Origin of the sequence: Leptolyngbya sp. PCC 6406, from assembly GCF_000332095.2 — a bacterium.
Taxonomy (GTDB): domain Bacteria; phylum Cyanobacteriota; class Cyanobacteriia; order Phormidesmidales; family Phormidesmidaceae; genus PCC-6406.
Window position 1 is genome coordinate 603,292 of sequence record NZ_KI913949.1, and the last position, 12,170, is coordinate 615,461.

9 protein-coding genes are annotated in these 12,170 nt (G+C 55.6%); 6 read left to right on the forward strand and 3 right to left on the reverse strand.

The features are described from left to right. Positions 1 to 234: 234 nt before the first annotated feature. Entirely contained in the window at positions 235 to 1,623 is a 1,389-nt protein-coding gene (gene yvcK / locus LEP6406_RS0202810; RefSeq protein WP_008310164.1) for a gluconeogenesis factor YvcK family protein, read from the reverse strand. A 325-nt stretch (positions 1,624 to 1,948) separates the two neighbouring features. Between yvcK and LEP6406_RS0202815 the strand changes: the two genes are divergently transcribed. Further along, on the forward strand, positions 1,949 to 2,767 hold the full coding sequence (locus LEP6406_RS0202815) for an ABC transporter ATP-binding protein (RefSeq protein WP_008310163.1): 819 nt from the start codon (positions 1,949 to 1,951) through the stop codon (positions 2,765 to 2,767). A 132-nt stretch (positions 2,768 to 2,899) separates the two neighbouring features. Then, the gene (locus LEP6406_RS0202820) at positions 2,900 to 4,171 is read left to right on the forward strand and encodes an MlaD family protein (RefSeq protein ID WP_008310162.1); all 1,272 of its coding nucleotides are present in this window, start codon (positions 2,900 to 2,902) and stop codon (positions 4,169 to 4,171) included. An 88-nt stretch (positions 4,172 to 4,259) separates the two neighbouring features. On the opposite strand, the gene LEP6406_RS0202825 is transcribed toward LEP6406_RS0202820, so the two are convergent. Together LEP6406_RS0202825 and groES are read right to left on the reverse strand one after the other, a co-directional pair. Beyond that, positions 4,260 to 5,480, reverse strand: a complete 1,221-nt coding sequence (locus LEP6406_RS0202825) for a PQQ-dependent sugar dehydrogenase (RefSeq protein WP_008310161.1) — start codon at positions 5,478 to 5,480, stop codon at positions 4,260 to 4,262. A 318-nt stretch (positions 5,481 to 5,798) separates the two neighbouring features. Next, positions 5,799 to 6,110, reverse strand: coding sequence for a co-chaperone GroES (gene groES / locus LEP6406_RS0202830; RefSeq protein WP_008310159.1), 312 nt, complete (start codon positions 6,108 to 6,110; stop codon positions 5,799 to 5,801). Positions 6,111 to 6,693: 583 nt separating this feature from the next. On the opposite strand from groES, the gene LEP6406_RS0202835 reads away from it, so the two are divergent. From LEP6406_RS0202835 to LEP6406_RS0202850, 4 genes are all read left to right on the forward strand, one after another. After that, positions 6,694 to 7,950 (forward strand): response regulator, encoded by a 1,257-nt coding sequence (locus LEP6406_RS0202835; RefSeq protein ID WP_008310157.1) that lies wholly within the window; start codon positions 6,694 to 6,696, stop codon positions 7,948 to 7,950. 279 nt (positions 7,951 to 8,229) lie between these two features. Beyond that, complete coding sequence (locus LEP6406_RS0202840; RefSeq protein WP_008310155.1) at positions 8,230 to 8,598, forward strand: response regulator transcription factor; 369 nt, start codon at positions 8,230 to 8,232, stop codon at positions 8,596 to 8,598. 16 nt (positions 8,599 to 8,614) lie between these two features. Continuing rightward, positions 8,615 to 9,145 (forward strand): CheW domain-containing protein, encoded by a 531-nt coding sequence (locus LEP6406_RS0202845; RefSeq protein WP_008310153.1) that lies wholly within the window; start codon positions 8,615 to 8,617, stop codon positions 9,143 to 9,145. A 47-nt stretch (positions 9,146 to 9,192) separates the two neighbouring features. Beyond that, positions 9,193 to 11,979 carry a methyl-accepting chemotaxis protein gene (locus LEP6406_RS0202850; RefSeq protein ID WP_008310151.1) on the forward strand — a complete coding sequence of 929 codons (2,787 nt, stop codon included), beginning with the start codon at positions 9,193 to 9,195 and terminating at the stop codon, positions 11,977 to 11,979. The last annotated feature ends 191 nt before the right edge of the window (positions 11,980 to 12,170 follow it).

Consider the following 12,170-nt stretch of genomic DNA (forward strand, 5'->3'; position numbering starts at 1 on the left):
CCGAAGGGCTATACGGCTCCGTTGCTCCTGCGGAGCTGCTACGCGAACAGGACAGGCAAGGGATTGCCCCTACGGTTCGGTAACACCCCATCACCCCAACACCCCAATACCGATCACCCGGCGACTGGGCAGGGCGGGTTTTGAGTCTCCCATCCTGCATTACCCGGTATATCCGAGCCAAACCCGCCCCTACGGTGACCTCACCCCCCAACACCCCATCACCCCATCACCCCCCTACACCAACCTCACCGTCCGGGAATACCACCGCATCAACACCCGCGCCAACCGTGCTGGATGGTGACGCACCGCTCCCGTTTCTTCTTCTTCAATCACGTTAGCCAGGACAATGCGTCGGCCCGAGGCGATCACCGCCTCACGGTCTAGGGTCACAGGTTCGCTGCCCACCTGGGCATAGCGATGCTGAGCCAGGGGCGATGGGGGCCGACGTTGTACCAGCACCGCATCAAAAAGGGGGCGATCATAGGCTGCATCAATGGCGCGGATATGGTCAGATACGGTAAAACCCTGGGTTTCCCCCGGCTCTGTCATGACATTGCAGACGTAGATGCTGGGGACTCGCCGTTGCGCGATCGCGACGGCAATTTCCGGCACCAGCAGGTTGGGAATAATACTGGTGTAGAGGCTACCCGGCCCCATGACAATGTAGTCCGCCTCGTGAATCGCCTGGATGGCTCGGGGCAGGGCGGGGGGATCCGCCGGAACACAGCCAATAGCTACAATTCGCCCTTTGGCCTCCGTAATTTTCGACTCCCCCTCAATGCGACGCCCATCACTGAGTTGCGCCCAGAGTCGAACATCGCTGAGGGTAGAGGGCAGAACCTGTCCCCGCACCGCTAGGACTTTAGAACTGGCCGCGATCGCCTGCTCCACATCCCCCGTCACCTCATTCATGGCCGTTAAGAACAGGTTGCCAAAGCTATGGCCCACAAGCCCTGCCCCCGCTCGGAAGCGGTACTGAAATAGCTCCGTCATTAGATGCTCCTCATCCGCCAGCGCCGCCAAGCAATTGCGAATATCCCCCGGCGGCAACATGCCAATTTCCCGTCGGATGCGTCCAGAGGAGCCGCCATCATCGGCCACCGTCACAATGGCAGTGATATTAGAGCTGAAATGCTTCAGCCCCCGCAACAGCGTTGAGAGCCCCGTGCCGCCCCCCAGCACCACAATCTTTGGCCCCCGTAGTAGCCGCCGCTGAGTAATCAGCACATCCACCAGTTCCGCGTCGCCCCCCGGCATCAGCACCTCGGTGATCGCCCCTAGGGTGCGGGTCTGGCCCCAAAAAATCAGCCATAGCCCCCCCAAAATTACCAAGGGACCGCTGATGTAGTTGGGAACTAGGTTAGTGAGGAACCTCAGCGTCGCCCCCAAAAACTGCACAGTGTAAAATACCGGGGTCAGCTTGAGGGCAATCATTAAACCAAACCCAATCAGCAGCACTCCCCCCACACTCAAGAAAATCCAGCGCTTCACCAATAGCCCAGGGGCTAGCCATTTGACGAGCTGGTGGACCCGGTGGGGGGGAGTAGGCGTCAACAGTAAGGTTTCGTGGCGGACCCGCCGCGCAAAGTGAGAGGTCCATTTCAGCAAAAACTTGAAAACCATGAGACTAGTCGTAACGATCCTGGGCAGAAAACCTGGGCAGAAAACGATCCTGGGCAGAAGAAAATGAAGAGCTCTGTTGGGAAGGATACGAGGTTAGAGCGGGATCACGCCACCGTTGAAGACCTTCAGAAAAAGTGCGATGGTCAGAGACCGCCCCAAATGGGCCGGTCTCTGACCATGGCCCATTTGGGCTATTGCACCCCTAACAGCGCTAGTCCGTCCCATTTCCGTCCAAGATGGCCTTAAAAAATCATTGAGTCATTGGGTCATTCCTTGTCCCAGTTTCAACCGATTCATCCAGCGCACCTATCAGCAAACTTCTCCCATGGCAGATGATTCCTCCCTTCCTTCCTTAGACTGTGGTGACGGTACCCCGCTCCTAGAACTGCGCGGGATCAGCAAAAATTTCGGCTCCACCCGTGTTCTAGATGGTCTTAATCTGACGATGAACCGGGGAGAAGCCATCGCCATTATCGGCCCCTCTGGCACAGGGAAATCCACCATCCTACGCATCGTAGCTGGACTGCTGGCCGCTGATCGGGGGGAAATCTGGGTGGATGGACACCGGCGACAGGGACTGATTGAAGATGCCCCCGATCCCGTCGGCATTGGTATGGTCTTTCAGCAGGCGGCCCTGTTCGATTCCCTCACCGTAGAAGAAAACGTGGGCTTTCTCCTATACCAGCACTCCGACCTGTCTGGCCAGGAAATCCGCCACCTAGTTTCAGAAGTGCTAGATATGGTCGGGCTCCCCGGCATCGCCGATAGCTACCCCGCCCAACTTTCTGGGGGGATGCGCAAGCGAGTCAGCTTTGCCCGAGCTATCATCTCCAACCCCCAAAATCCCACCGACCGCCCTGCTCTGCTCCTCTACGATGAGCCCACAGCGGGACTAGATCCCATCGCCTCCACCATCATTGAAGACCTGATTCGGAGTATTCAAAGAGGTCAGGGCTGTAGCTCCTACGTCATTGTCACCCACCAAGACAGCACCATTCGCCGCACTGCCGATCGGGTCATTTTTCTGCATCAGGGCGAAATCCAATGGGATGGCAGCGTAGAAACCATCGACACCACCGATAATCCTTATATGCGTCAGTTCTTTAGTGGTCGGGTAGAAGGGCCAATTCAACTGGTCCATTGACGAGTCCATTAACAGAAGGACCATTGACAGAGATAGCAGGCTCGGCTAACACAGTTTAGCGGAGGCCAGTCTACAACCATTACGGTTTAGACTACCGGGGCAAGGCGGGCTGGTGATGGGGAGGATATCCAGATGCGGGCACGGGCAATTCGGGAAGGATCGGTAGGGCTACTCATCCTCATTGGGGTGGGATTGTTTGGGGGCCTAGTGCTGTGGTTGCGGGGGATCAACCCCGGTAGCCGCAACTACGTCATTCTGCTGCAATTTGACAACACCATGGGGATGCAAATTGGCACTATCGTGCGCTATCGGGGCGTCCCTGTCGGGCGGGTATTGGCAATTCAGCCCAGCAGTAATCAGGTGGAGATCCGCGCTGAAATCACTGATGCCACCCTCCGGATTCCTCGGGACGTGGTGATTGAGGCCAACCAATCGGGATTCATTGGCGAGACCACCATCGACATTACCCCGCTCTCGACCCTAAGCGAGTCCCAGCAGGCCATCAATCCCGTTGCCGCCGATTGTGACAGCGCGGTCATCCTTTGCAATGGTGATACCCTGCCAGGGGTAGTGGGGGTGAGCTACGAATCTTTGTTGAAATCAGCGGATAAGCTTGCAACGCTATTCGCTGATCCCGCCATCATTGAGAGTATTAAGGCTACTCTGGCCAATGCGGTGATCCTGACGGAAAAGGTGAGCACCCTGACAGATGAACTCACGGAACTAACGCTGACCGCCCAGGCGGAGGTACAGCCCCTAGCCGCATCAGCGCGACAGGCTACGGATAATGCGGCAGAAGCAGCTCGGGAAATTCAGCTCACAGCGACAGATGTCCGCAGTTTGATTGGAGCCAATCAGGCCAATGTGACCGGGACGCTGGTGAATATCAACCGCAGCAGCGATCGCCTGCTGAGCCTCCTGAACACGGTGGGTACTGCTGTGGATGACGGGGAGTTTATGGCCAATCTAGAGCTTCTGTCCGCCAACGCCGCAGAGGCATCTGCTAACCTGCGCGTGGCCTCTGCTGATGTTCGCGCCATCACCGGAACCCTCAATACCCCGACTAATCTTCTCTTGATCCAGCAGACCCTAGAGTCAGCTCGCGCCGTCTTCCAGGGAGCCCAAAAACTCCTCTCAGATGTGGATGAGCTGACGGGAGATCCGGTCCTACGTAATAATCTTCGAAACCTGATCAACGGCCTCAGCAATTTGCTCTCTAGCACCCAAAATCTAGAGCAGCAGATGGAACTGGCGCAAGTTTTGACTCAACTTAATGCCCTCTCTACACCCCTAACGGTCACCATTCCTTCCAGATCCAGTTCTACCCCCGTCACCCTGAGTTATAGCAGCCTCCAATCCCAATTGGAGGCTCTAGCAGCAGAGGAGCCCTCTCCCTCCGATTAGTTGGGCGCACGATTAGTTGGCTGTACAACTGTGCTCCTTCACAGGGATTTCGGTTCTGAAGCGGGGGTGTGGAAGCTGCATTCCGTGATTACTCAGGGTCTAAACGGATGAGACGCCCATTGGCATCGTCGGTGAGGACGTAGAGCCAGCCGTCTGGTCCCTGCCGTACATCTCGCACCCGCTGGCCAATAGCGATAGAGGTTTCGGCAATGACAGCCCCAGTATCATCCACTTCAATGCGCCGGATATCCTGAGAGACAAGACCGCCACTAAACAATTGTCCTTGCCATTGGGGATAGCGATCGCCGCGATAGACCACTAGACCTGAGGGGGCTTTGGAGGGGGTCCAAACCAATTTGGGATCCACCATGTTAGGACGCGATCGCTCCGAGGAAATTTCACCGCCGCTATATTCTCGACTGTGGGTTACCAGGGGCCAGCCGTAATTTTCCCCTACCTCCAGTAGATTTAACTCGTCTCCCCCTCGGGCTCCATGCTCTGTGGCCCAGACCTGTTGAGTGAGGGGATCTACGACTAGCCCCTGAATGTTGCGGTGGCCATAGGTCCATATCAGCTCATCGGTGTCAGGGGTACCAATAAAGGGATTGTCTCTAGGGACCGATCCATCGTCATTGATCCGCACCACTTTGCCCAAACGGCTGTCTAAGCGCTGAGCTTGGTTGCGACTGAGTTCCCCATCCAACTGGAGGGGGGGATTACCCCCATCCCCAATCGCCACCAGCAGCTTATTGTCGGGCAACCAAGCCAGCCGTGCCCCAAAATGCTGGCCATCAGGTTTCAACTTCCCTACTTCAAAGACGACGGTCCAGTCCGTCAGGGCGTTGCCATCAAAGCGTGCCCGCGCCACCCGTGTTTCATTGGCATCGCGACTGCCATGGGCATAGGTGAAGTAGACCCATTGGTTTTCTGCAAAGTTTGGATGCACTGCTACGTCCAGCAGCCCACCCTGTCCGAAGGCTAGAACTTCCGGGATACCAGGCACTGGGGTGGGGTCTAGATCTCCATCACGAATAATTCGCAGGCGTCCAGGCCGCTCAGTCACTAAGAGGCTGCCGTCCGGGAGCCAGTCCATGCCCCAGGGATGTTCAAGCGACTCCACCAAGGTGACGGGCCGCACCGATGTTACAACAGGAGGCGTCGCATTTCCTTGGGAAACAGACTCACCACTGTCCCCAGAGTCGGGGGGACCGGGCTCTGGAGGATCGGAAGGAGAAAGGGTGCAGCCCAGGAATAATAGGGCTGCCAGCCCAGAGGTTAGGGGTAACTGATAACGAATTCTGGAAAACATTTTTCCCAATGATGGGCATTGCCCGCCCGAAAGCACCTGCAATCGCTGAGTTCCAACTGGGATTATCTTTTCTGGGAATTTTCTAGGCATCCCATAGGTTCTCAGTGGCTGAAGCAAATTGGCAACAGCTATATAGCAATCCTGCATGAGCTTTGAGGACACCTCTTGTTCCGTGGGTTACGCTTCGCTTCACCCACGCTACGAAGGTCTTCAGAAATCAAATAGGATTGCTATATCTAGGTCGGATATATCTATAACCAAGTCCAGCAGTAGAGTTTTCCCGGTAGGGAAAACTCTACTGCTGGACTTGGGCAAGGTTTAGATCAGAGTCGCCAGCACGTCCGATTCCCGCAGCAGCACATAGTCATCGGTACCCAGCTTGATGTCCGTGCCAGCATATTTGGAATACAGCACCTTGTCGCCTATTTTGACTTCAATGGTTTGTACAGATCCGTCATCGTTGCGCTTGCCTGGACCAACCTGCACTACTTCCCCTACCTGGGGCTTTTCTTTGGCGGTATCTGGGAGCAAGATGCCACCAGCAGTCTTTTCTTCGGCATCACTCACCTGTACGAGGATGCGATCGCCTAAGGGCTTTACGGTTGAAACGTTGAGAGATATTGCGGCCATGGCTAGTCCTCCGTGGGGTGTGAATTGAGATCGGGTACATCGAGTCCGATTGAGGCCAATGTTCATCCCTCGGGATGAACTCGAATCCTTGCGGCCCTCGCTATCCTAGGGAATTTAGCATTCTTCCTCTCTCGGTGTTAATGTACAGAGCCCGGTGGAATTCGGACAATTCCTGGGGAGTGTGGTTTGCCGAACCGCTAGGGGCTGTGGACAATCAAGGCCAGATTCCTGGTTAATAAGGGGCGGTGACAGCCCCTAGCTTGATTTAGTAGGGCGGGCGTGGTCATGCCTACCCCGCAAGGGTTTCCCCGTTAATTGTCCACACCCCCTAGTCGGCTCAAGGGGCACTGGGGTCTGATTCAGGATTTGCCCTAGTCTCGCTCCGTTTCTAAGGTAAAGTCCTGGGGGGCGAGGCTCTGGAGAGGGACTGGGGTAGGGTCTGGATAGGGAGACCCAGAGAACTATACTAAGGGCAGACTAGACTGCCCTGATTGCTGAGGATAACTGAATTGGATGAAGACCTCTCCGCCATGGGCAATCTGAAGGAAATACAGGCGATCGCGCCAGGGGCAGGCGGGGACGTATGCAGGGTCAACTCAGTGAAATTGATATTCGCAGTATTCTCCAACTGATTGAGTTGGGTCAGCGAACCGGGGAACTTTATGTAGAAGCTTATGCGGGACCTGAGAATACTGGGTTATCGGGGCTAGCTATCCCCAGGACAGCCCAGTCTTGGCTCGTATTTTTGCTGAATGGCCAAATTGTCTATGCCGGTACGACAGATGGGCAGTTAACTCGCCTGCGAGACTATCTCCATCGCTATGAGCTAGATAGTGCTCTAGATACTACGACTGCCTCCGCGATCGCACCCTTCAACTCCCCAGAGTATGGCTATCTCTGGGCCTTGATGGAAAACCACGTCCTTACCCCAGAGCAAGGTCGCGCCATTCTCAGTGGCATGGTTCATGAAACCCTGTTTGATCTGCTCAGCCTGCACCAAGGAGCCTTCGTTTTTAAGCTCAGCACTGCCCTCAGTCCCCAACTCACCACCTTCCACAGCGGCCCGCTGGTGACCACCATTACCCAGCAGATTCAAGAGTGGAAACAATTCCATCCCCATATTCAGTCGCCCCACCAGTGCCCCACCATTGTGGATGCCAAGGGTATTGCCACAGAGTTGGCGGGACCCCAGGGCAGCCGCCTCCTGAACTGGATGGATGGTCGGACCTCAATGCAGCAAATTGCCCGCTATCTCGGACGGGATGTGGTCACTTTGGCCAAGGGGCTCTATCCCTACGCCCGTCGAGGTTTAATCCAGTTGCCCCACCCTCCCCAGCCGACCCAGCCGGACCCTGACCGGGAAGAGTGGGATGCGGCTCGGGTGCCCCGTGTGGTGTGCGTAGACGATGGAGTCACTGTGCGCCAAACCGTGGAGCAAATTTTGGAGGAGCAGGGCTATGAAGCGACCTCCATTGGCAATCCCCTCCGGGCCTTGAGCCTGCTGTTTCAGCTTCAGCCCGACCTGATTTTGTGTGACATTGCCATGCCGGAACTAGAGGGCTACCAGCTCTGTGCCATGCTGCGCCAGTCCACCGCCTTTCGCCAGACCCCTATTGTCATGTTGACGGGCAAGGACGGCTTTATCGATCGCGTCAAAGCCCGTATGGCGGGGGCCACAGACTATCTTACCAAACCCTTCGGGGCTCAGGAGCTGCTGACCCTGGTGGAAAAATATGTTGGTCTCGGCAATCCGCAACGGCCCGAGCCCGAGCTGCTGTTGGCGGAGGCCATCCAAGATGACCTTGAAATGGGGGCAGGGCCAACCCCACCCTTGAGGTAGCCTGCCCCATTCCCAACGAGCTTGGCCCAGAATGGCCCTGCTTGTCACGGTCTAGGTACAATTAGGCTTGGACCTATATCCTGTGGTGAGTTTCGTCAACCAAGTAAAGCAATTTGTGCAAACTTTCAGCGTTTTGGTGGTTTAGGGGTACCTTAATAGTCACAGGATGGCCTGTAGGGGGTTCTGGCTGCTGTCCCCCTCACCCATAAAAGACCTAAAATTACTGAGTTTTACTCAGACATTTGACCCAGGGGAGCCGATTGGCGAGTCATTAAATATATGAGTATGGTTTTAGTGGTGGAAGACAGCATCCCCCAACGGGAAATGATCACAGAACTCCTGCGAGGCAGTGGCCTAGACGTGACCGCCGCCAGCGATGGAGTAGAGGCGCTAGAGCATATTCAGTCCGGGCATCCCCCTGATCTCGTTGTGCTGGATATCGTCATGCCTCGGATGAATGGCTATGAACTCTGCCGCCGTCTCAAGGCGGACCCTTCGACCCAGGATGTGCCCGTAGTGATGTGCTCTTCTAAGGGAGAAGAGTTTGATCGTTATTGGGGTATGAAGCAGGGGGCTGATGCCTACATCGCCAAGCCATTTCAACCTACCGAACTGGTGGGAACTGTAAAACAACTTCTCAGGGGTTAATCCGTAGGTAAAACGCATGGTAGGTAATCCTGACTTTCTCACTGGCAAAGGTCAAGACCAAGGACCGGAACTCCAGGAACTCGAAACTCCGGAGGGTGAACTTTACCTACGGTTTTTTGTCACTGATGCCGAGGAATTTGCGCTACCGGCAACTGGTATTCGGCGCATTATTGAGCAACCCCCCGATCGAATTACCCCTGTTCCCAACGTATCTCCGCTCTTATTGGGTACCCTGAATGAGCAGGGTCGGGTAATTTGGGTGGCAGATCTAGGTCAGTTTTTGGGATATCCTTCCCAACTCAATACAGATCGCCCTGAAATTCCCGTCATTGCGGTTGAAGAACAGGGAACTATGTTAGGCTTAGCCGTCAATCAGATCGTTGGCACTGATTGGATGGATGTGGAAGAATTGCAGCTTTCTCGGAGTACGCCTGATACGGCAGCTCCATTTTTGAAGGGAGAATGGCTCATGGAGAAAGACTCCGACCGCGTGCTTCGTTTACTTGATCACGTTGCCGTTCTGCGCTCAGCTCGCTGGGCTGCCTAACTCACTGACAGACATTAGACCGCTTCTTATCGGCAGGGAGATAGCAAATGGCGTCAAGTACCGACTACTCTCAAGCATATCAGAAAGCTGAGAGAGCCTATATGCAGGGGAGCTACGAGGAAGCTGCCACTGCCATCGATCAACTCGCCGCCGAGTACCCGACCGATCCGAGTGTGCTGCTGTTACGGGGGCATATCTACTGCTACGGTCTCCAAGATTATCGAATGGCCCGAGAGCAGTACCAAGCGGTGCTGGATACTACTTCAGATCCCGAATTTATAGATTTTGCCAACAATGGTTTGGCCTACGCAGATCAATTTGCTGATGACAGCAACGGGTCTGCCAGTAGTGCCTCCGCCTCTGATGCTGACGATCTCTATGCGACCTTAGCGGATGCGTCCTATGGACAGGCAGGCTCGTCATCGGACAATTTTGACTTTCCTGATATGAGCCTGCACGAGGAGGGGGGTGCCGGTATTGGCGCTAATGAAGAGGATCCCACAGCCTATGGTGATCCCTTTGGTGAAGCATTGGCAACGGATGATCTCGGGCATGGATCTGGGGATAGCCCTTTTGCGGCAGATCCCTTTGCCGCCCCAAGTGTGTCGGAGCCAAATTGGCCGGAGGAGGAGTCGGTAGCCAATCCTTTTACAGGAAATTCCTTGCCGGATGATGTCTTTGGGTCCCCGTCAGCGGGTGATCCCTTCTCGGATTTTGACAGTTTAGGGACTGCCGGTAGTGGAGAACCCTTGAATGGGTTAGACCCTTTAGCAATGCCGCCAAGGGAGGGGTTTGGTGAGGAGGCAGATACCCTGGGATCAGTTAATGAGTTTCCTGGCGAAGATCAAACTCTCTTTATGCCGGAGTCTGGTTCCTTTGGAGGACAAAGAAGTTCCAGCCCAGATGCCTTTGCTGATGCCGATGCCTTTTCTAGTCCTATGGATGGGGATGATGACCAGACGGTCTTTTCCCCCGGCCCTCCGGACTTAAACAATGATCCCTATGCCAATGCTTTTGGGGATAGCGACTATGGGGACTCTGGGGCTGGTGCGATGGCCTTTGGCCGGTCGGAGACTATGGCAGATACTGGCTCTGGCAGTGGCAGCAATGTCGATTTCCTCGATGATTTTGATGATTTTGATGATCTTGGTAGCCTCCCTGACTTTGAACTCACCGACAGTTCTGCTGGGTTTACCAGTCCTTCGGTGGGCAGCGTAGGGATAGGCTCCAGTGATGATATGGGTAATGGCAATAACTCTGGGTTTTCCCTCAATGACCCCATTGACCATGCCACCATGGGGGATGAGGAAATCTTCAGCATCTCGGGGGCAGCAGAGTCTATCCCTGCTTTCGCCCAGATGGATGAAGGCTCCACCGAGGCTCCAGCAGTAGACCAGGGCTGGCTAGCCCCTCTGGAAAATGCTTCGCTGGATACCAAGCAAATTATGGTGGCAGGGGCAACGGGGATTGTTTCTGCGATCGCAGTTGCCCTTGTCAGCTTCGTCGCCGCCAGCCGGACCACGGATAACCTTCCTCGGGGTGTCCATGCTGCCATGGCCGGAATGGCAGGTCTAGCTGGGTTTACGACCACAGCGGGCGTTGGCCATCTGGCCAATCGACGGGTTAAGCAGTCCGTTCAAGATCTGCAAACCCAATTCACCATTGTTTCCCAGGGCAACCTCAATGCTCGGGCCACTGTCTACTCCGACGACGACTTTGGCCACCTCTCCTCCAGCTTCAACCAAATGGCGCGAGTGATCCTCACCACCACCAGCGAAGCCCAGCGCAAAGCCCAAGAACAGGAACAGGCCAAAGAGGACCTCCAGCGTCAGGTGATTCGCCTTCTAGACGACGTAGAAGGGGCCGCTCGGGGCGATCTGACCGTGCAGGCAGAAGTCACCGCCGACGTGCTAGGAGCCGTAGCCGACTCCTTTAACCTCACCATTCAAAACCTGCGAGAGATTGTCCAGCAGGTGAGTGTCGCCGCCCGTCAGGTTAGCAAGGCATCCACCGAGAATGAATCCTTTGCCCGCAGCTTGTCTGGGGATGCCCTACGGCAGGCAGAAGAACTGGCCGTCACCCTAAACTCAGTGCAGGTGATGACCGACTCCATTCAACGGGTGGCAGAAAGTGCCCGCGAAGCAGAGGAAGTCGCCCGTTCCGCATCCGCTACCGCCTTACGGGGTGGCGAGTCGGTGGAACGCACCGTGGCCGGTATTCTAGAAATTCGGGAAACGGTAGCAGAAACCACCCGTAAGGTGAAGCGACTGGCGGAGTCTTCCCAGGAAATTTCCAAGATTGTGGCCCTGATCTCATCCATTGCCTCCCGGACTAACCTTCTGGCCTTGAATGCCAGCATCGAAGCGGCACGAGCCGGGGAAGCCGGTCGCGGCTTCGCCATTGTTGCGGATGAAGTGCGGCAGTTGGCAGATCGGGCCGCGAAGGCATCCAAGGAAATCGAGCAGATCGTTCTCCAGATTCAGAGTGAAACCGGTGGTGTGATGACCGCCATGGAAGAAGGGACTCAACAGGTGATCGAGGGCACCCGACTGGCGGAACAGGCCAAGCGCTCTCTGGAAGACATTATCCAAGTGTCTAACCGCATTGATGTCCTAGTGCGGTCCATCACCGCCGACACCATTGAGCAAACAGAAACCTCCCGTACCGTGGCCCAGGTTATGCAATCCGTTGAGCTAACCGCCCAGGAAACCTCCCAGGAATCCCAGCGCGTGTCCGCATCCCTACAAAACCTTGTGGGGGTTGCCCGAGACCTGCTGACCTCCGTGGAGCGATTCAAGGTAGACGGCAATAGTGGCAGGAGGCAAGGAAACTAATGGCCAACCTAAACCTGTTTCAGCTAAATCCCTGCCCCGGACCTGAGCATAGGTCAAAGCATGAATTGGCCAGAGCAACACCCTTGGTCCAATCCGGGGGATGACTTTTGGCATGGAATATTCCCAGCCGTGATCGGGGCAGGTGCCAGGGTGTTGAGTCAGTGAGTCAGAATAGAACCAGCCAATAACGG

What these genes read in the sequence shown, in the direction of transcription:
- yvcK (WP_008310164.1), bottom strand. Translation starts at nt 1,623, where the DNA reads ATGGTTTTCAAGTTTTTGCTGAAATGGACCTCTCACTTTGCGCGGCGG.
- LEP6406_RS0202815 (WP_008310163.1), top strand. Translation starts at nt 1,949, where the DNA reads ATGGCAGATGATTCCTCCCTTCCTTCCTTAGACTGTGGTGACGGTACC.
- LEP6406_RS0202820 (WP_008310162.1), top strand. Translation starts at nt 2,900, where the DNA reads ATGCGGGCACGGGCAATTCGGGAAGGATCGGTAGGGCTACTCATCCTC.
- LEP6406_RS0202825 (WP_008310161.1), bottom strand. Translation starts at nt 5,480, where the DNA reads ATGTTTTCCAGAATTCGTTATCAGTTACCCCTAACCTCTGGGCTGGCA.
- groES (WP_008310159.1), bottom strand. Translation starts at nt 6,110, where the DNA reads ATGGCCGCAATATCTCTCAACGTTTCAACCGTAAAGCCCTTAGGCGAT.
- LEP6406_RS0202835 (WP_008310157.1), top strand. Translation starts at nt 6,694, where the DNA reads ATGCAGGGTCAACTCAGTGAAATTGATATTCGCAGTATTCTCCAACTG.
- LEP6406_RS0202840 (WP_008310155.1), top strand. Translation starts at nt 8,230, where the DNA reads ATGAGTATGGTTTTAGTGGTGGAAGACAGCATCCCCCAACGGGAAATG.
- LEP6406_RS0202845 (WP_008310153.1), top strand. Translation starts at nt 8,615, where the DNA reads ATGGTAGGTAATCCTGACTTTCTCACTGGCAAAGGTCAAGACCAAGGA.
- LEP6406_RS0202850 (WP_008310151.1), top strand. Translation starts at nt 9,193, where the DNA reads ATGGCGTCAAGTACCGACTACTCTCAAGCATATCAGAAAGCTGAGAGA.